18 protein-coding genes are annotated in these 22,904 nt (G+C 56.7%); 8 read left to right on the top strand and 10 right to left on the bottom strand.

Annotation, left to right across the window (positions count from 1 at the left end; all coding sequences use genetic code 11):
* Nucleotides 1–16 precede the first annotated feature (16 nt).
* The 7 genes from PseuLF5_RS06920 (at nt 17) to PseuLF5_RS06890 (ending at nt 7,600) form a co-directional block, all read left to right on the top strand.
* The gene (locus tag PseuLF5_RS06920) at nt 17–1,714 is read left to right on the top strand and encodes a sulfatase-like hydrolase/transferase (RefSeq protein ID WP_340133243.1); all 1,698 of its coding nucleotides are present in this window, start codon (nt 17–19) and stop codon (nt 1,712–1,714) included.
* Between the two features lie 522 nt (nt 1,715–2,236).
* Nucleotides 2,237–2,890 (top strand): ABC transporter ATP-binding protein, encoded by a 654-nt coding sequence (locus tag PseuLF5_RS06915; RefSeq protein WP_186747305.1) that lies wholly within the window; start codon nt 2,237–2,239, stop codon nt 2,888–2,890.
* Entirely contained in the window at nt 2,887–5,358 is a 2,472-nt protein-coding gene (locus PseuLF5_RS06910) for an ABC transporter permease (protein ID WP_340133242.1), read from the top strand. Before PseuLF5_RS06915 ends, PseuLF5_RS06910 begins: the two co-directional genes overlap by 4 nt.
* Complete coding sequence (locus tag PseuLF5_RS06905) at nt 5,348–6,418, top strand: lipocalin-like domain-containing protein (protein WP_340133241.1); 1,071 nt, start codon at nt 5,348–5,350, stop codon at nt 6,416–6,418. The genes PseuLF5_RS06910 and PseuLF5_RS06905 overlap by 11 nt, the downstream gene beginning before the upstream one ends.
* A 75-nt stretch (nt 6,419–6,493) precedes the next feature.
* Nucleotides 6,494–6,736 (top strand): hypothetical protein, encoded by a 243-nt coding sequence (locus tag PseuLF5_RS06900; protein ID WP_123467526.1) that lies wholly within the window; start codon nt 6,494–6,496, stop codon nt 6,734–6,736.
* Nucleotides 6,737–6,747: 11 nt separating this feature from the next.
* Nucleotides 6,748–6,930, top strand: coding sequence for a hypothetical protein (locus PseuLF5_RS06895; RefSeq protein ID WP_123467528.1), 183 nt, complete (start codon nt 6,748–6,750; stop codon nt 6,928–6,930).
* 85 nt (nt 6,931–7,015) lie between these two features.
* Nucleotides 7,016–7,600: a hypothetical protein gene (locus PseuLF5_RS06890; protein ID WP_186747316.1), complete on the top strand. Its 585-nt coding sequence runs from the start codon at nt 7,016–7,018 to the stop codon at nt 7,598–7,600.
* A 359-nt stretch (nt 7,601–7,959) separates the two neighbouring features.
* Here PseuLF5_RS06890 and PseuLF5_RS06885 read toward each other — a convergent pair whose 3' ends face one another.
* The gene (locus tag PseuLF5_RS06885) at nt 7,960–8,757 is read right to left on the bottom strand and encodes a glycosyltransferase family 2 protein (protein ID WP_340133282.1); all 798 of its coding nucleotides are present in this window, start codon (nt 8,755–8,757) and stop codon (nt 7,960–7,962) included.
* 224 nt (nt 8,758–8,981) lie between these two features.
* Between PseuLF5_RS06885 and PseuLF5_RS06880 the strand changes: the two genes are divergently transcribed.
* Entirely contained in the window at nt 8,982–9,794 is an 813-nt protein-coding gene (locus PseuLF5_RS06880) for a VanW family protein (RefSeq protein ID WP_340133240.1), read from the top strand.
* A 38-nt stretch (nt 9,795–9,832) separates the two neighbouring features.
* Here PseuLF5_RS06880 and PseuLF5_RS06875 read toward each other — a convergent pair whose 3' ends face one another.
* From PseuLF5_RS06875 to hglS, 9 genes are all read right to left on the bottom strand, one after another.
* Nucleotides 9,833–10,330, bottom strand: coding sequence for a hypothetical protein (locus PseuLF5_RS06875; RefSeq protein WP_340133239.1), 498 nt, complete (start codon nt 10,328–10,330; stop codon nt 9,833–9,835).
* Between the two features lie 344 nt (nt 10,331–10,674).
* Entirely contained in the window at nt 10,675–10,860 is a 186-nt protein-coding gene (locus PseuLF5_RS06870) for a hypothetical protein (protein ID WP_340133238.1), read from the bottom strand.
* Between the two features lie 131 nt (nt 10,861–10,991).
* Nucleotides 10,992–11,462 carry a hypothetical protein gene (locus tag PseuLF5_RS06865; RefSeq protein WP_340133237.1) on the bottom strand — a complete coding sequence of 157 codons (471 nt, stop codon included), beginning with the start codon at nt 11,460–11,462 and terminating at the stop codon, nt 10,992–10,994.
* A gap of 860 nt (nt 11,463–12,322) precedes the next feature.
* Nucleotides 12,323–12,712 (bottom strand): immunity 22 family protein, encoded by a 390-nt coding sequence (locus tag PseuLF5_RS06860; RefSeq protein WP_340133236.1) that lies wholly within the window; start codon nt 12,710–12,712, stop codon nt 12,323–12,325.
* 10 nt (nt 12,713–12,722) lie between these two features.
* Nucleotides 12,723–17,648 carry an RHS repeat-associated core domain-containing protein gene (locus tag PseuLF5_RS06855; protein ID WP_340133235.1) on the bottom strand — a complete coding sequence of 1,642 codons (4,926 nt, stop codon included), beginning with the start codon at nt 17,646–17,648 and terminating at the stop codon, nt 12,723–12,725.
* A complete protein-coding gene (locus tag PseuLF5_RS06850) occupies nt 17,645–18,385 on the bottom strand; it encodes a DUF4123 domain-containing protein (protein ID WP_128616077.1) in 741 nt (246 codons plus the stop codon). The genes PseuLF5_RS06855 and PseuLF5_RS06850 overlap by 4 nt, the downstream gene beginning before the upstream one ends.
* Nucleotides 18,375–20,417, bottom strand: coding sequence for a type VI secretion system Vgr family protein (gene tssI, locus PseuLF5_RS06845; protein ID WP_336348199.1), 2,043 nt, complete (start codon nt 20,415–20,417; stop codon nt 18,375–18,377). The genes PseuLF5_RS06850 and tssI overlap by 11 nt, the downstream gene beginning before the upstream one ends.
* Before the next feature lie 131 nt (nt 20,418–20,548).
* The gene (locus tag PseuLF5_RS06840; protein WP_007949952.1) at nt 20,549–21,064 is read right to left on the bottom strand and encodes an Hcp family type VI secretion system effector; all 516 of its coding nucleotides are present in this window, start codon (nt 21,062–21,064) and stop codon (nt 20,549–20,551) included.
* A 363-nt stretch (nt 21,065–21,427) separates the two neighbouring features.
* Nucleotides 21,428–22,816 (bottom strand): 2-oxoadipate dioxygenase/decarboxylase HglS, encoded by a 1,389-nt coding sequence (hglS, locus tag PseuLF5_RS06835; RefSeq protein WP_340133234.1) that lies wholly within the window; start codon nt 22,814–22,816, stop codon nt 21,428–21,430.
* Nucleotides 22,817–22,904: the final 88 nt, after the last annotated feature.

Here is a 22,904-nt window from a genome sequence, read left to right as displayed (position 1 = left end):
CACGTCCGGTATCGCCATGTCCAGATATGCCAAAGAATTGCTTTTAATTATTTATCTGCTGCTTTATTCCGAATATTACATTGATCGGTTAAATGCTATCGGTGTCGGTTTTGCTGTGCTTCTTTTTGGCGCGATGTTTTTGGCGCTGACTTTAGCGTTATATCTAACGGCTTATATTCGTCAGGCGCTCATTCGCCACTTATTCGCAATAACACTGTTTGTCTCGGCGGTGTTTTTTGATGTCTATACCCGGGTCACTGCGGATTACCTGAGCTACAGCAGCTTTGTCTCCCTGGTGTACTCCGGCGGCTTCATCCAGGAAGCCGCCTACCAGTACCGCGATGCGATCATTCATGGCGCGCTCAGTGGCCTGCTGTTGTTGTTCGGCATCGGGCTCAAGCCGCGTCATGCGCTGAGGGTGCCCAATGCGCTGCGCGTGGCGGCGCCGGTGTGTGGCGTGTTGCTGTTGAGTACGGTGTTGTTCCTGCGGGCGGGCGAGGGCGCGCGGGGCTTGCCGATCATGTACACGCCGCTGGCCTATCTGAACCTGTTCGCCTACGAAGCGCTGCACAACACCGTCGGCCCGCGTGAACCGGTGACGCTGGCGCGCAACGCAACGGCGGTCAATCACGACATCGTGCTGATCATCGACGAAAGCATCTCTGGCAATTACCTGGACATCAACGCGCCGTTCGGGGTGCACAGCAACCTCAAGCAGGCGCATCCGGGTGTCGACATCTTCAATTACGGCTATGCCGCGTCCATTGCCAACTGCAGCGCCGACACCAACGTCACCCTGCGCTACGGCGGCACTCGCGACGATTACACGCGGATCAACAGCACCCTGCCGTCGATCTGGCAGTACGCGAAAAAAGCCGGGCTGCGCACGGTGTACATCGACGCCCAGCGCACCAGCGGCAACTTGCAGAACCTGATGACCGACAGCGAGAAAAAGGACATCGACCAATTCGTCCAGTTTGACCAGACCAGCGTGCGTGACCGCGACATGGCCGCCGCCGCGAAGCTGATCGAGCTGCTCAACGATGACCAGCCGGAGTTGGTGGTGATCAATAAGGTCGGCGCGCATTTCCCGGTGCACGACAAATACCCCGACGCGTTCATGGCGTATCGCCCGACACTGCCGCGCGGGCAGTTCACCGAAGTCGCCGACACCGGCAAGCGCGATGGTTTCAACGGCCAGCCAGACGATTGGGCGCTGTACCGCAATGCCTACAAGAACACGGTTCTCTGGAACGTTGGCGAGTTCTTCGCGCGGGTGTTTGCCCAGGCCAACTTGAATAATGCGCTGCTGATCTACACCTCCGATCACGGCCAGGACCTGCATGAACGCGGTAACCCCGGGCTCAATACGCACTGTGGCGGCGACCCGGTGGAGGAGGAGGGGCTGGTGCCGTTGGTGGTGATTCAGGGTGATCAGTTGCAGGGGCCCGACTGGGCGCAATCAATGACGGTGAACAAGGACCGCTCCAGCCACTACAACATTTTCCCGACCCTGCTGCAGTTGATGGGGTACGACCTGACGGGGATCGAGGCGGTGTATGGCAAGCCGTTGACGGTGCCGACGGCGGACGATTTCACCTTCAACTACCGCTTCAATGCGCGGCTGGGGGCCAAGCCTGAGTGGAAGCATATTGATCTGAACACCATTGTCACACCGGGGGAGGCGGCGACCCGTGTGGCAACCGGGCAGTGAGATTTGTGTCGGGTTCACTGGCCTCATCGCTGGCAAGCCAGCTCCCACAGTGTTTTTTGCTGTACTCCGTATTTGTGAGCAACCTCCATCCCTGTGGGAGCTGGCTTGCCGGCGATGAGGCCAGTTCGAACACTACTGATCTGAAGAGTCCTCCCACAGTGTTTGATGGTGAATCCAGTATGTGTGAGCAGCCTCAAGCCCTGTGGGAGCTGGCTTGCCGGCGATGAGGCCAGTTCGAACACTATTGATCTGAAGAGTCCTCCCACATTGTTTGATGGTGAATCCAGTATGTGTGAGCAACCTCAAGCCCTGTGGGAGCTGGCTTGCCAGCGATGAGGCCAGTTCGAACACTATTGATCTGAAGAGTCCTCCCGCAGTGTTTGATGGTGAATCCAGTATGTGTGAGCAACCTCCATCCCTGTGGGAGCTGGCTTGCCAGCGATGAGCGCATAGCAAACATCCCTGATCTGCTGAGGCCGCTTTCCGCTATCCTTGCCCCACACTGACCCGGCGGATGGCGGCATGCTTCAGGTTCAAGGCGTCTTCAAAAGTTACCTCACCCCACAAGGCCCGCTCCCGGTGCTGCAAGGCATCGACCTGACCCTGGAGCCCGGCAGCAGTCTGGCGCTGATGGGTGAGTCCGGCAGTGGCAAAAGCACCTTGCTGCACCTGATCGCCGGCCTCGACAAGGTTGATCGCGGCAGCATCCGCAGCGGCGCGCATCGGCTGGAAACCCTGAACGAAGCGCAACTGGCCGACTGGCGCCGCACCGAGATCGGTCTGGTGTTCCAGCAGTTCAACCTGATCGGCAGCCTGCGGGTCGAGGACAATCTGGCGTTTCAGGCGCGCCTCGCCGGCCGCCATGATCCGCACTGGCAGGCGCATCTGGTGCAGCGCCTGGGGCTGGGTGAGTTGCTCAAGCGCTATCCCGAACAGTTGTCGGGCGGCCAGCAGCAGCGGGTCGCGCTGGCCCGGGCCCTGGCGTCGCGGCCGAAATTGCTGTTGGCCGACGAGCCCACCGGCAGCCTCGACGAAGCCACCAGCGATGAAGTGCTGCGTCTGTTGCTGGAGCTGCTCGACGACACGCCGACCACGCTGCTGATGGTCACCCACAGTCCGCGGGTTGCTGCACGCCTGGCGCAGCGGGTGGTGTTGTCCAATGGCCGGCTGACGTGAACGTTTTCTGGCAAACTCTGCGCGCGCTGCTCAGCCATTGGCGGCGGCATCCCGTGCAGTTTTTCAGTGTGCTGACCGGGTTGTGGCTCGCGACCAGTCTGCTGACCGGGGTCGAGGCGCTGAACAGTCAGGCCCGCGACAGTTACGCCCGGGCCAGCCAGATGATCGGTGGCGAACCCCAGGCCAGTCTCGCGACACCGAACGGTGCGACCTTCACGCAGCAATGGTTTGTCGATCTGCGCCGCGACGGCTGGCCGGTTTCGCCGCTGTTGCAGGGGCGACTGGTGCTCAAGGATCACGATAACCAGCGTCTGCAACTGATCGGCATCGAACCGGTGTCACTGCCGGCGGATTCCGCCGTGGCCGGGCAGGCGATGCCGATCGAGCGTATCGTAGCGTTCTTCTCGCCGCCGGGTAGTACGTGGATTTCACCGGAGACGCTGCAGGCCTTGAACCTCAGCGAGGGCGCCACGCCGCAGACCGTCAACGGCCAGACCCTGCCGCCGTTGCACGCGCAACAGGACATGGCCCCGGGTGTGCTGCTGGTGGACATCGGCGTCGCGCAAACCCTGCTCGAACAACCCGGGCAACTGTCGCGGCTGTTATTGCCGAAGGATTTTCACGCCGAACTGCCGGCCGCGTTCAACGGTCAGTTGCAGCTTAAAAACAGTGCCGAGGAAAACAATCTGGCGCGCCTGACCGAGAGTTCTCATTTGAATCTCGATGCCTTGGGGTTTCTCTCGTTCGTGGTCGGGCTGTTCATCGTTCACGCGGCCATTGGCCTCGCGCTGGAACAACGGCGTGGACTGCTGCGTACCCTGCGCGCCTGCGGGGTGAGTGCGCGGATGCTGATTGGTAGCCTGATCGTCGAACTGGGTGTGCTGGCCCTGGTCGGCGGGGTGTTCGGGGTCATCAGCGGATACTGGCTGGCGAGTGTGTTGCTTCCGGACGTCGCCGCCAGCCTGCGCGGTCTCTACGGTGCGGAAGTGGCGGGGCAGCTGCGCCTGAGTCCGTGGTGGTGGTTCAGCGGTATCGGCCTGAGCCTGTTCGGCGCATTGCTGGCCGGTGCCAACAGTCTGCTGCGCGCGGCTCGCTTGCCGCTGTTGGCGGTGGCGGAACCGCAGGCCTGGCATCAGCAGCATGCGCGCTGGTTGCGGCGTCAGGGGTGGCTGGCGGCGCTATTGGGCGCGATGGCGTTGCTGGCGCTGGTCTGGGGCGACAGCCTCGGCAGTGGTTTTGCGTTGATGGCCGGGCTGCTGCTTGGCGCCGCGCTGGCGCTGCCGGTGGTGCTGAGCTCGGTGCTCAATCAACTGCTCGGGCGCAGTCGTTCGGTGCTCGGTCAGTGGTTTCTGGCCGACTGTCGCCAGCAACTGCCGGCGCTGAGTCTGGCGCTGATGGCGCTGCTGCTGGCGCTCGCAGCGAACATCGGCGCTGGCAGCATGACCGCCGGTTTTCGCCAGACTTTCAACGACTGGCTCGAACAACGCCTGAGCGCCGAGCTTTATATCAACCCGGTCAATCCGGCGCAGTCCCGCGAGCTGTATAGCTGGCTCAAGCAGCAGCCGAGCGTCAGCGCCGTACTGCCCAACTGGCAAGTGGCGGTGACCCTGCAAGGCTGGCCGGCGGATGTGTTCGGGACAATTGATCATCCGTATTACCGGCAGCACTGGCCGCTGCTCGACGCGATCGCCGGGGATCCGTGGGCGCACCTGGCGAACGACGACGCGGTGATGCTCAGCGAGCAACTGGCGCGGCGCCTGAGGGTGCGTGCGGGTGAGCATCTGAGCCTGCCGTTCCCGGGCGGAACCTGGTCACCGCGCATCGTCGGGATCTACGCCGACTATGGCAATCCCAGGGGGCACCTGCTGGTCAACAGCAACCATCTGTTGCGGCTGTGGCCGACACTGACGCCGAACCGTTTCAACCTGCGCATCGCGCCGCCCGACATCCCGTCATTTTTGTCGGCGCTGCAAACGCGCTTCCAGATTGATGACAGTCGCATCGTCGATCAGGCGCGGCTCAAGGGCTGGTCGGTGCAAGTGTTCGAGCGCACGTTCGCGGCTACGGCGGCGCTCAACAGCCTGACGCTGGCGGTGGCGGGTGTGGCGCTGTTCATCAGCTTGCTGACCCAGAGCCAGAGCCGCCTCGGACAACTGGCGCCGCTGTGGGCGCTGGGTGTGACGCGCCGGCAGTTGATGCTGCTCAACCTCGGCCAGACCTGGCTGCTGGCGGTGCTGACGCTGGTACTGGCGCTGCCGCTGGGAATCGCGCTGGCATGGTGCCTGGATGCGGTGATCAATGTGCAGGCGTTCGGCTGGCGGTTGCCGTTGCGGATCTTTCCGCTGCAACTCCTGCAACTGATGGGACTGGCGCTGCTGGCGACCTTGCTCGCCTCAGCCTGGCCGCTGTATTCGTTGTACCGCACGCAACCGGCGGACCTGCTGAGGACGTTTGCCCATGAGGATTAACCGGGTGGCGTCGTTGTGCCTGGCATTGCTGCTGGCCGGCTGTGATCAATCGGCGCCTGAACAAAAGGGCTTTGCCGGGCTCGGCGACCAGGCGGCGCAGTTCACCCCCGTAGTACCCGGGCGGGTGTTCAGCTTCCCGGCCGATCACGGTGCCCATGACGGTTTTCGTATCGAGTGGTGGTACGTCACCGCCAATCTCAAGGACCCGCAGGGCAACGATTTCGGTGTGCAGTGGACGCTGTTTCGCAGCGCCTTGAAGCCCGTGTCGCAGCAACCGGGCTGGGGCAATCAGACGGTCTGGCTCGGCCATGCGGCGGTGACCTCGGCCACCGCGCACCATGCTGCCGAGCGTTATGCCCGGGGCGGCGTGGGGCAGGCTGGGGTGAACGTGGCGCCGTTCGAGGCGTGGATCGATGACTGGCGGTTTGCCAGTCAGGCGCAGGATCCCCTGAGCGATATGCAACTCAGTGCACGCGCTCAATCATTCGCCTATCAACTGCACCTCACGTCCAGTCGGCCGCTGGTGCTGCAGGGCGATAATGGCTTCAGCCAGAAATCCGAGCAGGGCCAGGCCTCGTATTACTACAGCCAGCCATTTTTCCAGGCCAGTGGCACTTTGCAGATCGACGGCCAGATCTACACCGTCAGCGGCCCGGCCTGGCTCGATCGCGAATGGAGCAGTCAGCCGCTGACCGCCAATCAGACCGGCTGGGACTGGTTCTCCCTGCACCTCGACAGCGGTGAACACGTCATGCTCTACCGCATGCGCCAGAAGGACGGCGCGCCATACCTCACCGGCACCTGGATCACCGCCGACGGCCAGGCGCAAACCTTGCGCAGTGAACAAATCGAACTCGTCCCGCAAGACACCGCCAAAGTCGCTGGACGTTCGATGCCGGTGCGCTGGACCATTCGCATTCCCGACAAGCAACTGGACATCAGCCTGTCGGCGTTGAACCCCAACGCCTGGATGAACCTGCGCATTCCCTATTGGGAAGGGCCGGTGCGGGTCAGCGGCAGCCATGGCGGGCGCGGCTATCTGGAAATGACCGGGTACTGACCGGCGCGCCTGCATTGGATTGAACTCCGTTTCATTTCGCCGCCTCTACACCGTAATACCTGTGGAGGATTGGCCATGAGCGAAGACTTGCAACCCCCGGACCTCAGCATTTGGCAGCGCCTTTTCGACGACTCGACCTACTGGCAGCAATCCCCCGACGCTCACTACTTCGATCTGCAACGCATCGCCGACGACCTGCTGGGCCAAGGCGCGATCGATCTGGAGCAATGGCAGATCCTGCGCGCCAAGGCCGATGACCTGCACAAGGATTCCCCCGCGGTCAACGTCACCCGCGAACTCGACGACCCCGAAGCCTGAGGACAACCGCCATGAACCCCGTCAACTCCAGCGAACACCCCGACGAACCCCGGCCACCAGGAGAAACCGAGCGCGACAACGACGCGTTGCGGCCAACCGATCCCAAACAGCGCCAGAACAGCGGCAAAGGCACACCGAGCGGCGAGTCCACCGCGCAGGACACGGCAAAGCAACAGACGACGGCCAAGCCCTGAACAGCGTCTATGCTCAGGGGCACATTCGGCGCCGAACGCGGTTCGACGCCGGGTGCTGCCATTCATCACAGGGAAAGGATCGTCTATGAAGCTTCATACACTGGCCAAGGCCATCACCCTCGCCACCGTACTGTCCGCCACCAGCTTCGGCGCATTGGCCGCCGATATTCCGTTGTCTGCCACCCTCGAAGCGGATCAGGTCACGACCAAAGTGATCTCCGTTGACGCTGCCAAGCACCAGGTCGTGCTCGAGGGCGCCGAAGGTCGTCAAGTGCATGTCCAGCTCAGCGAGAAGGCGAAAAACCTCGCCAATCTCAAGGTCGGCGATCTGGTCAAGGTTGAAGTCCAGCGCTCCGTCGCCGCGTACCTCGACACCGATGTGGATAAAGGTCTGCCTGGCACCGTCGAGCATACCGGCGAGCTGCGCAACGCCCCGGGCAGCGATAATCCGGGCGGTGAAGCGTTCCGTCAGGTTCAGGTGCAACTGAAAATCACCAAAATTGATTTGAAGAAAAATCAGGTGACCCTGCAAAACCCGCAAGGTCAATCGAAAATCCTCGACGTGAAAAAGCCTGAAATTCAAGCCAAGCTGAAAGATTTGAAAGAAGGGCAGAGCGTCATCGTCACTTACACCGATATATTAAAAGTGACCAGTCAACACGAAAGTTGAGTATTAACTCTACGGCATGACTGCTCTTGTACAGTTTTTGTATTAGAGTAGTCATACTATTAATAGGGTTTAGCGATCCCGAAAGTTTCACGCAAGAAATCGTCGATAAATATCTGTTAACTTGTTCGTACATAATTTTTACATTGAAGTATGAGGACATAAGCGCCAACTTCTATTAAAATCCAACCCGTTCGCCCAGTGTCAGGGCTCTTTACCGGTGCATGGATTGCCAGGCCATTACACTGGGCGAACACCTCTTCGGAGCGGATGTATACAATTTCTGCAAGCAAAAAGGGCGACTTTGCAGTCGCCCTTTTTTATTGGACTTAAATTAACCTTCACTTGCATCGTCTTCTGGTTTATGCCCTCTGAAGACGCTTGAGGGTGGCCTGATACATCTTCGTGCGCCGGTGGTTTTCCCCGTAGGTGCCCGCCGCTGCAACGGTTCCTGCCTGAATGTGATCCAGATAGCTGAAAATCTTGCGCGGCGAGAGGAATTTGATGCCGTAACCCAAGTCGACCATCCGGTCCTGCAGGGTATAACCGGGCACTCGATCATCCATACAAAAGTGCAGGCCTTGAGACTTCATCAAGCGGACATTCCACAACGTGCAGAAACTTTTCAGATGCGTTTCTTTGTAAGGTCTTGGCTGTTTCGAACGCAGGCCCATACGCACTTTCGCTTTACGAACATAGTGCTTGCAGAAGCGCGAAGTTAAACGCCAGGTGTCACGAACAATTCCGCGATTGAGTTGCTCGACACAACCGACTGCGGCCATATCCGGTGTTTTTGTGCACTCACGCATCATCATGGCAAACACTTCTTTGTCGTAGACAAAGGTGTCGGTGTGCAGCAGAAACAGATAATCGGTGTCGACTTTTTCCAGCGCCAGATCCAGCGCTTTACCGTGCGCAATGTGGCCGGGTTCTTTACCCGGCGAAGGACGTTCGATCAGATTGATCCAGTCAAGCGAGCGCAAGTAATCAAGACTGGCATCGGCCGAATCATTGTCCACGACCCACACCGGAATACGCAGCTCCTTGGCATGTGGGTGCAATAACTCAAGACACATCCTGGTGATGTCAGGGGTTTTGTAATTTACCAAGACAAGACTGAAATTCGCTTGTGGCCGGGCTGGTAAATCGAACGCTCTCATATCAGAAGGACTCATCCGCGGTTCATGGGGCGACAGGGGTTTCATGAGGCGCGATGGTAGCGACGCAACCTTAGTCGAACCTTAATTTGCAGATTTCCTGAGCGCGGCGAGTGTCTGAAAGCGTTCGATTTGCCTGGAAATGCCACGGGTGCCGGAGATCGTTACACGCTAAAATGCGCGCCCAACGGCTCAAGGAAGCAACGGCAAGCGCCGACGTATCACGGATGAAACCACTTTCCCTCTACCACCCGGCCCTGTACTGGCTGCGCGTGTGGCAAAAAAGACTGTTCCGCCAGATCGCCTGGCGCTGCTCCGGCAAACGCTACGCAAGCCTTCGCGCACAGGCCGAGCGCCTGCCATTTCGTTACCTCAAACACACCTCGAAACTCATCCGCAAACTCGGCGATTCCGACCTCGCCCTGCAACACAACAAAGTCATCAACCTCAAACTGGCTGTCGCCGCCATCGACGGCGTCATCATCGCCCCCGGCGAACACTTCTCCTTCTGCCGCCTCGTCGGCCGCCCGACACGCGAACGCGGGTATGTGGAAGGCATGGAACTGTCCTTCGGCGAGGCACGACGCGGGGTAGGCGGTGGCATCTGCCAACTGAGCAACCTGATTCACTGGATGGCCATTCATTCACCGCTGGTGGTGGTTGAACGCTCCAACCACAGCTTCGACCCGTTTCCGGACGAAGGGCGGGTGCTGCCGTTTGGATCCGGGGCGGCGATTTTCTACAACTACGTTGACCTGGTGCTGCACAACCCGACGGATCGGAGCTTTCAGCTGAAGTTGAACGTCGGCGAGACACAACTCGAAGGGGAGTTGTTGTGTGATCGGGTGAGGGAATATCGCTATCACGTGTTTCAAGAGGCACATCGATTTGTGCGGGAGGGTGCGCGGGTGTACCGGGAGAATGAGATTTGGCGGGAGGTGCGGGAGAAGGGACAGGTGGGGGAATTGGTGGAGAGGGTGAGGTTGTATCGGAATCGGGTGTTGGTTAAGTACGACGTGATGGACGAGTTGATCGGGTAGGGCGCACAAACAGCTTCGCTAACGGTGGCGCCCATTGATCAGTTCCTGAAATAGAGCTCATCCAGTTGGCGTTTGCGTATCGACAGATACTCTTCCCAAATATTGGGGAAGTCTTCATCTTTGGTCAGCGGGAAGGTCAGATAGATGGACCTTCCAACCACACTGATATATTGCCTCGCACGTTTGAAGGCCGGTTGTTCGTAAGCTGCCACGCTTTCGTCGTAGATGTCATGGTAGTGACGGATGCTCACTCGGTGTGGGGCGATCATGCCCCGCGAAAAATCGATCACCCAGCAGCTATCAACGGCTGTGCTCAAATAACCGTAAACACCATCGCTGGATAGACGAATGCACGAGTTTGCCTGGATGCCGTCGTCATCGTTGACCAAAATGATCTGGTCCGCGAAGTAATTGATATTTCTGCCGTCAGGCCCTTGCAGGAGCAAGCTCCAGCCTTCGGCTCCCATGCGGAACTCACCGTTGTTATCAAAGGTTGCTGTCCATCCATTGGCTAGAGTGATCTGATGTTTATTCATGAGGACTGGTCAAGTATCGAACGTACGGTGGTGTGAGGTAGTCGCATCAAATATCTTGCTCAAAGGTGTTCGAGGTCAATTAGACAGCCTTTTAGTTTTAATCGCTTGATCTCATCATTAAATTTGTATTTTGACAAGAGTTCGTTTTTTATGTCGTAGTGCTGTCTAAGGAGGCGGAATAATTTCCCTATGTTGTTTTTGCTTTTTTCGTCAAGGCTCTCAATTAAGTCGTAATTATTGTTCGACAGAAAAGCGATTTTATTTTTAAGTGTGTAGTAAGTGCTTATGTTTGAAAGCAAGCCTTCTGCATCTGAATAATCTTCTTTTAAGTATTCTGCATATTTTTAAAATAAAGTTGTCAGCAGGTTTTGTGCTGCTTTTTGATGCTTTAAAACTCCGCACATTTCCTGCCAGTTACTAATGAAGAGATGATCTCCCCAATCGGAGCCGCGGGCAAAATATTTCCCATTGCCTTTAAAGAAGTCAGGTATTTCATGAAGTTCTAAAGCCGTTTCAAAGGTGGTTTTCATTGAATTTTTTTCCAGTCATCAAGATTCTCAATGACGCTCCGGAGAGAAGGGAGTGGATTTATTTCAGTTTGTAGAAAATAAATCTGTCCCCTTTCTTGGTCACCTTTTTACAGTGGGTTTCGTCGAAAGAATTAGAGGCTCTCTATATTGGTTGGGCCGCCGTCATCAATGAGTTTTCTCATGCGGCGATTATAGAGTTCAAGGTCTTGAATATCATTGTTGGCTTCGATTGTTTTTCTCAGAAAGGTCATGATATGTGAAATTTTCTGTTTCTCACTATCAGCAGCATCGCGTACAAGATCAAATCCATCTTTTGACAAGAAAGGATGTTTATTTCTTAGGTAATAATAGCAGCCAATGTTTTCAAGCAGGTCGCTGGCGTCATTTTTTGTAAACTCAACCGAGTTTAAGTATGCGCTAAATGCATTCCTCAATATTTCGATCGAGCTTTCTAGCGATTTTAAATAGCCGCATAGTCCTTGCCAATTTATGATATGCAACTGGGCTCCCCAGTCGGGGTCTCTTGTGAAATATTGGCCATTACCTCTGAAGTAGTCAGGGAGTTCATTCTTTTTCAAAGCTATTTCAAAGTTGGTTGTCATTGAAGTTGTTCCCAGTCGTCAAATTGGCTTAGAAGCTTATTCATGTCGGCGCCGTGGTCGATTTTTTCAGAGTCAATAAGAGCGGCCTCTTTTGTGCTGCTCATTGTTTTACCTCCAGGAACTCATTCTTTAGGATAGGAGTCTGCTTTATTTTTATTCGGTGTTTCAGGGGCAGATCACGGTAAATAGCGAGAAGGAGTAGTGTTTCTAGAGGGCAGATTAAAGATGAAAAAAAGAAACCGAGAAAAGGGGACGGATTTATTTTCAGTGTGTCGAAAATAAATATGTCCCCTTTTGTCTGATGCTGATCAGCAGGATTCATAAATTTTACATCGGAAATTGCAATGGGTACCTTGTGTTCCGTGTTCCGTCTGCGAGACCTTAGGTTGTACTCCCAACGCCTTAGTCAAATCATTTGGATCATCCGAGACAGCAAAAAGGGATGGATTTATTTTTACGCGTATTTGAATTGAACGGGAAAATCAATCTGTCACCTTTTGCTCAAGAATCAGCTGCTCTCGGTGAGTAGGTTGAGAAAGTGTGAGATACCAAGAATCCAATTGGTAAGCGCGGCGGGTTTCTCATGCAGACCCGGAACTGGACTCCGGGAAGGACTCCTATTGATCGTAAGTAGCCAGAGAATGGCTTTGAATAGCCATTCTCTACACGTTGTAGTTAGGTTAGGTCTTGTGCAAATGGCTGATCAGTGCAATTACCCATATAGTAAGGGTGTCGTCAGGTGCTTGTCTTTGACATCGACGAGGCTAGTCACGAGCATTTAGGGTTGACTGGTAAACGTCATCCGATGGGCACTTAGGGACGTAAAAGTTTCAATCTTTATCGGTTACGTCTCATGTGTCCTAATCTTGATATTTAAACTGACCTCGATATGTAAATTCGATGCCTCGTAATATGGAAGCTGTGGTTTTTCCTTTATAAGCACAATCATAAACTGCAATAACAGTGTTTATTTTTTCAGATAAAGTAGAGAGGTTTTTCTTTTTTATCTCAGCGATGATATCGGAGTCATAAGAAAAATCTTCGATTGCTTTTTCCAAATTTTTAGTTGGCTCTACGATATCAGCTTCAATAAAGTCGTCGTCAATAAAGCCCAGAGAAAATGCATTGCTGAATTCCGATCCTAGAGATTCTCCATCGTCAGAATAGGCAGGCGTCACTATTTCCCGAAGAGTGGATTGCTGCCAGTCGGCGTTTGCAGTCCAAATTGATACTGTTTTTTTATTACTCATCTTTTTCTCCTCAATTTTTAAGGCCGGATGGGAGAGAGTCAACTCCACCTTCTAACCTCCGACCCGCCCACTCATTGAGGCCCTGTCGGAACTCGCCGTAATCTTTTGAATTGTCAATTATTTTAAGTATTTCATTATGTGCTTTTGTGGACCCTTTGCCCCCATGATGGCCAGTAGGGTTCACAAATTTCACTTCAGCAATCGCGGTCCGTAGCTCATAGATCTGCTCAGCACTTACGCCCCAACGCTTGAATGTGTCAGCTCTCGAAACCATGTGCCATTCATGCATTCCTCCCGGGTGCCTCAGTCGATCTTTAATGGCGTTCTTGTAAGATTCATTGGACCAAACTGTGTCGAATTCATCCGGTGTTAGCTCGTTGAACCACTTGTTGAAAGCTCCATCTTTAACACTGGGTACGCTGCCTCCAGGTACCAATTCATCCAATGTTTTGACAGGAGGAGTGCAGTTTGGACCCCCTGGACATATTACAGGGGTAGTGTCCAAGCCTAATGGGTCAACCCAGCCTGTAGGGTTGGGTACATACCTGTAGTTATTCAACCCGCCCGCAAGCTTGATCGGATCCGGCGTCAGATACCGTGCTGTGTTTGGATTGTAGTAGCGATGCCGGTTGTAATGTAACCCTGTCTCGGCGTCGAAGTACTGACCCTGGAAGCGCAGGGGGTTGTCGATTTCGCTGACATCCAGTGCCGCAAGGTTGCCATAGGCACGGTATTTCGCCGACCACATTATCTCGCCGCTGTAGTCGGTGAGTTCCTGCGGTGTGCCTAGGTGGTCGAGTTGGTAGTAGAACGGAGTGGCCTTTAGTGGGCCCTCGCCTTCGAGCATCGCCAAAGGTCGGAAGCTGCCGGGTTCGTAGATGTAGGTGCGATAGCGGTTGTCACCGCTTTCGGCGATCAGACGTTCGCCTTGCCACAGGAATTCAGTGGTTTGGCCGTCAACGGTTTTTTCGATACGGCGGCCGAAGGCATCGTATTTGTACGACGCCGTACTGCCCCCCGGCAGACTTACGCCAATCAGACGATGTTGGCAGTCATAACGGTATTCAGTGACGAGTTTCTGGTTAGCGCCGCGCCGCTCGCGAATTAGATTGCCATAGGCGTCGTAGTCGTAGTGCCGGTCACCCTGCATCAGCAGGCGGTTACCTTTGACGTTGGCGAGGTTGGCTGTGCCTTCGTTGTTTTGACCCAGCAGGTTACCGGCCGGATCATGGGCGAAGCTTTCCGGTGTGGCGCCGCGCACGCTGATCAGACGGTCGAGCGGGTCGTAGTGGTAGCTGCGGTTGCCTTTGCGGCTGTCATCGATACCGGCGAGGTTGCCGTTGGCGTCGTAGTTGTAGCGACGCTGGAACAGGTTTTTATCACGCTGACCGACTGTGTGTGCTTGCAGGCGGCCTTGTTCGTCGTACTGGTATTGGCTGAGCAACAGGCCTTGCTGGCGTTGCTGTTCACGACCGGCACTGAATTGGTGGGAAGTCAGGCGTGTGCCGTTGAGGTCGATGTTGCTCAGATGCCCGCCGGGTTGGTGGCGATAATCGAGTGTGCTGCCATCCGGCAGGCGGCAGTGATTGAGCTGACCGACGCTGTCGTATTCGTAACGCGTGGTGCCCCAGCCCTGATGCTCGTTGATCAGCCGATCCTGCACATCATATTCATAAGCAAGCGGCCAATGACCATCGTCCACGTTGACCAGACGGCCAAGTGCATCGTAGCTGTAGTGAATTTCCTCGCCGTCGGGCAGGGTTTTGACCAGCAGGCGACCAGAGGCATCGCGCTGATACTCGGTCACCAACTCACTGCCATCGTCGCCGAATTCGGTTTTTTTCAGCAGCTTGCCGTTGAGGTCGTACTCGTAGGCAGTGCGGCGTCCGTCGAAACCGGTTTCCTGTTGGATCAGCCCGTTCGAGTAGTAATCCAGCTGATAGTGTTCGCCGCGTTCGTTTTCGATGTCGGTGAGCAGCAGACGCGAATTATCGTAGCGATAGCGCAGTTGGCTGCCGTCCGGGTTGATGCGACGGCTGACTAGATGCAGGTTATCGGCATACTCGTAACGGGTTACGCGCCCCAGTTCGTCGCGTTCTGCAGTGACGCGGCCGTATGGGTTGTAGGTGAACGCACGGGTAGCGCCGCCGGGCAGGGTGATCTGTGCCAGACGGTTAGCCGCATCCCACTGGTAGTGGGTGATTGCACCCGTTTCAGCCTGACGTGTGATCTGGCGACCGAGCGCATCGTAGCGGTACTTGCGCTGACCGCCGTCCGGCAGGCGCTCCTCCAGCAATTGGCCGAGGTTGTTCCACCCCAGTTGGTGGCGGCTGCCGTCGGGATGGCGGATCTCCAGCAGGCGTCCTTGGCGATCATAGGCGTAATGCGTAGAGTTGCCATCCGGGTCGACTTGTTCAGTGATGTCACCCTGGTCGTTACGCCAGTAGATCCATTTGGCGTTACCACGATTTACCACACGGACAAACCCGTTGTAGTACTCGTAGGTGGTCGGTGCGTCTTCCGGTGGGATCACCGCGACCAATCGACCAGCTTCGTTGTACTGATATTCCGTGACCGCCCCCATCGGGTCTTTTTCGGCGATCAGTCGGCCTTTGTCGTCATAGGCCTTTAGATGTTCTGCACCGTCCGGATCAACTTTGGCGACGAGTCGAGCCTTGTCATCGTGGGTATAAACCTCTTCGCTGCCATCGGCGTTGGTAACGGTGACGCTGCCTTTGTCATCCCACGCATAGTGCGCATCCATCTGAGAGAAACTGGCCCAGTGATGGATGCAACGTGCAGACTTGCCTTCCTTTTCCCACTCCCAGTAAAAGCTTGCGCCCCCGGCGAGTTGCCGCTCAAGAATGACGTTCTGCTCGTTGTAGGCATAACGCTCGGACTCTCCCAGAGCGTTTGTGGCTTTGATCAACCGATGGTGACCATCGTATTCATAGGTGGTCAGCGTCTGAACGGTGTTCCAGGCGTCTTCGAGATTGTCCGCCGGAATGAATTGCTGATAGTCGATGGCGACAATGTGCTTGCGGTCGTACCGGACAAGCAGCGCACGACCAGCACCGTTATCCACGCGCTTGATTCGACCATGGATGTCACGGGTGATCTGCAGGCGATTATCGTAGTTGTCGCTGATGGCGATCAGCGTCGCGCCTTTACTGTTGAAACGGAAGTGATAGAACAGCGGCTTTTCGCCGGCCTGAGTCAGTATGAGTTCGGAGGGATCTTCGCCAATGAAGATAGCGGCTTCCGAAAGGCTATTGGTGATTGCCGGGCGTTGTACGCTGGGCAGGGGAAATGTGGTGACCCGGTTTTCGTGATCGGTCCACACGACCTCGTCGCCATTGATGGCCACCCGTTGAGCGAGGGCGTGGCTCCAGCCATAGCCTAGACCGCAGTCGATTTCAGCCGCGCTGGTTCGGTAGAGTCGAGTCCAACTGAATGGCAGCAGGCCACCGAGTTCACCGTCGGTAATGGTTAGCAGCTCTTCACCGGTGACCATCGAGACCGGGCAGCCGTTGGTGCAGGTCTTCTTCGCGCAAGTGGCGCTTTTGTCATCGGGTGTCTTGGACTGATCAGGAACGTCGTCGACTTTTTCTTTGGGTTGCAGAGTGGACTGGTTCTTTTTCTTGTCCCTTGGGAACGAAGAGGCGTCTTTGACTTCCTGTTTCGGAGTATCTGCAGTTTTAGGCAGTTGTTTTGTGGGAGACAGTCCCTCTAGTTGGCTCTTGGGTTCAGCCTTGCGCGAGCCAGCTTTTGGCGCTTCAGTGGTAGCTTCATCGATTTTCAGCGCTGCGGTTTTGGCAGGCTTCATCGGCACATTCTTGGCGCTAGCGATGATTGGTTTCGACACTTCCGCATGGGCGGGCAGGGCGTGTTTGTTGCTGAGTGTCATCAAGGTAGACGCGAGGTCTTCAAGATACTTGATGGCTTCTCCGGATTTGACGGTGGAGAGGACTTTGGTGCCCGCTCTCACGGCCAGTCCGGCGCCACCTGTCAGGCAGATGCCCACCAGTACGTTGATCAGGAATTCCGAGGCGATGGCAGTCATCACGTCGACAACAACCTGCGGCGGTAGCATGCCGACCCAAGCAACAATGGCGGAGACGTAGATGAACATCAGCGGCTCGTCGCTGAGGATCAACAGCCCTGAAGCAATCGACTCCTTGGAGGCTGCATAGAGTTTGTCGATCTCGACGTCCGACAGGTACTTTTTCAGCTTTTCGTAATTTTTCCTCGGATTGGCGAGTAGCTCGAACAAGCTTTTGATGTCATCCCACAGCTGCAACAGAGCCTTTTCAAACCCCTCCAGGGCGCGTTTGAGCAAAATCACCGAACGTCCGGCGCGATCGGCTGCAGAGTAACTGGCCCATTGCGGCTGAAACTTGCTTGACCATTCGCTCTGCAACCAGCCATCAAGCTTGCTGATAACGCCTTGATAGGAGTTATAGAGCGCTTTGACGTCATTCTGGGATACGTTGGGGAAAAACGTAATGCGATAGGTCTGGCCCTTCTTGGCCCCCTCGATCACTTTGATACCGCTCGGGCCGATCATGGTTTCGATTACCGGACCGGTAACGTCGTCGTAAAAGGTACCTTTGGTGACCGGTTCCAGTTTGACTGGAGTGTTGCCAATCGGCACGAAGCGCGCCGACTCGAACATATGAATCAGCGTGAAGTCACCTACCAACGGGCAAGTGGCATAGGTCTTTACCGCACCTGTTTCGGTTTTCCGTTCGGTGATGCTGACTTCGTTGCCGACCTTGAAGGTCTGGTCGACGTCCAGCGCCCAGCCAGTCCAGAAACCGTCCGCCCATTCCTTGTAATCACTCAGGCAGTTTTTGAAGTCTTTGAGGATCAGGTTCACGTCAGGCGCTTTGGCGTCCAGCACACGCAGGACCAGGGTACCAATCGGGGTATTCATGACGTGACTTCCTTTGTCAGCTCTGCGGCGAGACGCTCTGCCATATCTTCTGTGTTTGGGTTCTGGCGCACGAAGCGCTCAACCTTTCTGCGCAAGTTGGCTTCGGGGAATTCGAAGTACAATTCTGGGCAATCTTCTGATAGCCACTGCATCAGGTTCTCGACGACGGTGGTGTGGTCCTTCTTCGCGAGAGCATCCAATAGCGTTTGGGGAATATCCCACCAGGGCCACTCTTTTGCGGGAGGTACTGCTCTTCTGCCTACTTCGAGCGTCTGTCCGTTAATCAGGTAGCGTTGGAAAACCGGCAGTAACTCACCTGCCGTAGCACCTAACCCTTCGATGATCGGATGAAAATGTCGACCATCCCAGAACCTGAAAAACACTTCAGTAGCGTCTGGCATTTTTACCTGGGTCAGGCTGCGCAAATGCTCCAGCACCGTTTCCGGCGCGCTGGTGGATACCGCTAGCCAACCCCAATCCAGTGCATCGGTTTCAGTAATCCATTGCAAAAAACTGGCATTGGGGCTGATCTCGGCGAGATACGGCATTACGGGAAGCCAATCGGCGTAAGGCGTTCCACTCCAAATAGGCTGCAGTTGTGGTGCGGCATCTTGCTGATAGAAGGGCTTGAGCGGCTCGGCATCGCTCGCCGCGCTGATGACCAGATACAAGCGCTCGCCAGTCTGCAACGGCTGTTGCGCCAGCCAATCCTTGGGCGTAATTCGATCAGATGGCACAGGCACCTGCCTTGCATTTTTCGCATTCTTCGCAGAACGGCGCGTTGCGTTTGAGGGTGTTGATCTGGGCCGGGGTCAGGACTTGGCCGGCCTTGTCGGCGTCGGCTTGTTTGAGTATGCCGGGCATCAGCGGGGCGGCGCCGGTGCCGCTGCCGGGGCTGCCGCCGGAGTTCATGTTGATCACCGGGCCGCTCATGGTCACGCCGCCGGCGTCGATCTTGATGAAGCTGCCGCCGCCGATCAGGGTCAGTTCGCTGCCGGCTTCCATAACCACTTTCATGCCGCTGCTGAGGTGGATTTCCTGGCCCGCGTCGATGAACTGGCCGGTGCCGATCTTGATGTGCTGATTCACGCCTACGGTGAGGTGGTCGTTGGCGCGGGCTTCGACTTTGCGGTCGGCGTAGACGGTGTGGTGTTCTTCGGCCTTAAATTCCGTGTAGCTGTTTTTTTCGACGGTGTCGTGGCGTTCGTTGCCGACGCGGATTTTCTGGTCGTGCTCGATGTTCTCGTCCCAGTCGCGCTGGGCGTGCAGGTAGATCTGCTCCTGACCTTTTTTGTCTTCGATGCGCAGTTCGTTGTAGCCGCCTCCGCCCATCGAGCTGAGGGTCTTGAAGGTGCTGCGGGTCTTGTTTGCCGGCAGGGCGTACGGGACGGTGTTTTCCTTGTGGTACAGGCAGCCGCTGATCAGCGGTTGATCGGGGTCGCCTTCAAGGAAGGTGACCAGCACTTCCATGCCGATGCGCGGGATGGCGATGCCGCCGTACTGGGCGCCGGCCCAGGCGCTGGAGACGCGCAGCCAGCAACTGGTCTTGTCGTCGGCCTGGCCTTCGCGGTCCCAGTGGAACTGGACTTTGACACGGCCGTACTGGTCGCAATGGATCTCTTCGCCTTTGGGGCCGGTGACCACGGCGCTCTGGCTGCCGAGGATGCGCGGTTTCGGGTGGCGCAGCGGTGGGCGGTTGGGCACGTCCCACGGGGTGGCCTGAAAACGGTTGCGATAGCCCTGATGGAAATCGTCTTTCAATGCCGTGGTGTCGCTGGTCACCGACTCTTCGAGCACTTGCGGTTGCTTACCTTCATGCAAGACTTCGGTGAGCAGCCACAGGTCGTTCCACTTGGCCTTCGGGTGCTCGGTCAGGGCGAGGAAATGGCCGCTGACCAGCAGTGGCTGATCGCTCTTGCCTTCGGCGAGCTGAAAGTCGCTGCGGTGACGTTCGAGGGCGCGTTTGGCCAAGTGCTTGCCGCGCTCGCGGTCGATGAAACGACCGGGATAGTCGTAGTCTTCGAGGTCGGGCAGGGCGTCGCCGCGGTTTTCGCTTTCGAGGGTGATGCGTGGTTTTTCGAAGTCGTAGTCGCGGCGGGTGGTGCGGCTGGTACGGGTTTCCAGGCGCAGGTCGAAACGCTTGATCACCGGGTTGCTGGCGACCATGCCGGAGTCTTGCTGGTAGGCCACAGGCTTGAGTTTCGGGAACACCGTCTGGTCATCGCCGAAGACGAGCTTGTGCGCCGTGGCGCTGTGCTGGAAGTGGTAGTGAATACCTTCTTCCTCGCACAGGCGCTGGATGAAATGCAGGTCCGATTCATCGTATTGCACGCAGTAGATGCGCTCGGGATAGATCGAACCGGTCTTGAATTCGTAGGCGTTGCTTTGAATGCCGTGCTCTTCGAGGACCATGCCGATGATTTTCGGCACGCTGAGGTTCTGGAAGATGCGCTGGTTGACGCGATGCGCCAGGTACGAGAGTTGCGGGCGCAGGGTCACCGAATAACGGGTCAGGCGTTTGCCGGAATCGCCCTGGGCGGCGCGATAGATCTGGCCGTGGATGCCGCTGCCATCGGGCGACAGTTGCAGGAAGGCCGGTTTGTGCAGCAGGGTTTCGAGGTCCAGCGACGGCTGCTCACTGACCAGTTCCACCTCGAACACAAAAGGCTGGCTGATGGCTTCCCGGCCGGTCAGGGTAAATACCTGAAAATCGGCAGAGAGCCCTTCGATGGTCAGGGCAAAGTGGGTTTCATTGGCCGGCGCGAACATCCCTTGTTCCTCGTGCTGTACAGCGGCGCTCGTCGACGACCGCAAAGCGGCTCAACGTACGCGAAATTCTGGAGGGGCGTAAACAACATCGACCAGCAGGGCTGGTCGATGCTTGTAACGATCAGCCGTAATTAAACGACTGGAGCACGCCAGTCATCGGAACCCGAAGTACCGGATACTTCGTGGGTCCAGGTGATTTTACGGTAGGTGAACTGCACTTCTTCCAGGTGGGTGAAGTGCGCGTTGCCTGGATCCTGGCAGTTGTGCATTTTGTTGTTGATGGCGACGATGATCGCGTCTTCCAGTTTGGTGGTGTAGTAGTGCTCTTGAGTACCTTGAGCAGAAGTACGGTACCACTGGATAACGATTTCGCTCATGCGCTCGCCGGAGGTCAGAGCGGCTTGCAGCAGAGGCGAAGCCTTGTCGTAGACCTTGGTGATCACAACTGGCTTGTGAACGCGCTGACCGGTTGGCTGACCGGATTGTGGGTCACGCGGGATGATCACGTCGTGGGTGAAAGCCTGAACCATAACCTGGTCTTCGTGGCCTTCCTGGTAGGTGTTGCCAACGGAGTCGGCGGTGAAAGCGCCGGCAGTGATCAGGCCTTGTTTTTCGCCGGTAACCGACATGTACGCTGGTGTTGCCATGGGGTGCTCTCCTTGCGGAATAATTTAAGGTGCCCGGGAGGCGAAATCGCCCGGTGGGTGCCTGAGTGTTATCAAGGAGCGTGCCAGGTTTTGCGAGACCCCCGGAGGCTCTGGGTGAAAACGCTTTGGTCGGCGATTTTGGAGGCATTCTACGAGCGGAGGGGCGCAAAAGTGCGCAAGAAGTTGCGCAGTACTGCGCAACTTCTTGCGCACTCGTCCACAGCCCTTGTAGATCAAGGGCTGTAGCGAGATCGACCGCGAAAAATCACCCGTCAGTGCGCAACTTCTTGCGCAGTTAGGGTTACGCTGAATCGCTCTGGCGCGAAGGGATAAACCCTCTCACCACAAGATTTTTCCGGGTACTCAGATCAGCTTCACAGCCAGCGCTTTCTCGCAATCCTCGAGCGAACGCTGCTGCGTCTCGGCATACAATCCCAACTCATCAAGGGTCGAACGCCCCAGCGCCTGTTCGAAAGCCTGGCGATTGGAGTGTTCGCCGTAGTGTGCCTGCGCGGCATCACCGAGGTTCGACTGAAAAATCCCCGCTGCGCTCACCGGCAAGAAATCTTCGTACACCAGCGGCTCCGCTTTCACATAGTCCTCGCGCAGCAAATCCTCCAGTGAAACCTCGCCCAGCCCGCTCGCCGCCAGGCCTTTTGCCGTCGGGAAATAACGAAAGTACGCCAGCCCCTGTTCACGCATGCCCGCGACGCTGTCAGGAAATTCGGCAAAGTGCCGGGTCATCAGCGCGTTGTAGCGTGCGGCATTGCCTTCGTTGGGGAAGTCACCCAGTTCATCGCGGGCGGCATTCAACAAGCGGTCGTACAGTGCACGCCCCTTGGGTGTCAGCGCCGCGCCACGCTGTTCGATTTCGCCGAAGCGCGCGCTGTGGCTGCCACGGGTTTCAGGCTGGTCGGTGAAGGCGATCGGCTCATCCAGCGCCTTGAAACTGGTCTGGCGCAGCAGGATCGGGCACTGCCGCCGTGGCGGACCTTCGATCACCGCTTTGGGCGTGATGCCATGCGCCGGCATTTGTGCCTGGACGATGTCGATGTCCAGGGTGCGCGGCGTCAGGTGATTGATGTGCGGACCTTTGAACGCCACCACGTCGGCGATCAAGCGGTGCTGGGCGCTCAGCGTCTGGTACTGCGCGGCGCTGACGGTGGCACTGTGGTGCCAGCGAAAAGTCTCCAAAGCCTGCAGGACAAATTCCTCGGCCTGCGTTGCGTTCAAGCCACCGGCGGTTTCCGCAAGCTCGATCAGCTGCAAGGCCGCCGCCGTGAAGATCGAACGCTTGGCCAGCACCGATTCGGCGAAGGCGCGCAACGCAGGATCCTCAATCAACTCCAGGCGCAACAACGAGGTAAATACCCGAAACGGACTGACCTGCAGCGCCTCTTCATGCACCGCACGAAACGCCGTGGAATGCACGGGCACCCCCGCTGGCGTCAGGTCGTAATAACCCACCGGTTGCATGCCCATCACCGCAAACAGGCGGGCGAGGGTGGCCAGTTCGCTGGCGGTGCCGACGCGAATGGCGCCATGGCGCTCCATGTCCAGCCGTTCGATTTCACCGCTAATGTTGAGCTGCCGGGCGATGTCCGGCTGACGTGCAAGCACATCGCGATTGGTCTGCTCCACCAGTTCCATCAGCGCGCCGTACAGCGGCACTTCTTTGCGGTACATGTCGGACATCGCTTTGGAGAAGCGTTGGCGGATCAGGTCGGGGCTGATGAACGGCTGCACGGTCATGAAAAAAATTCCTGCCACGGTCACGGAATGGATGAGGGAAAAGATCGCAGCCTTCTCGCACGCGAGCAAACGAAGAATCCTACGAACT

It is taken from the genome of Pseudomonas sp. LF-5 (assembly GCF_037626295.1).
In the GTDB taxonomy this organism is placed as follows: Bacteria; Pseudomonadota; Gammaproteobacteria; order Pseudomonadales; family Pseudomonadaceae; genus Aquipseudomonas; species Aquipseudomonas monsensis.
Note: the sequence above shows the minus strand (reverse complement) of the source record. Positions and strands in the feature narration are given on the sequence as shown.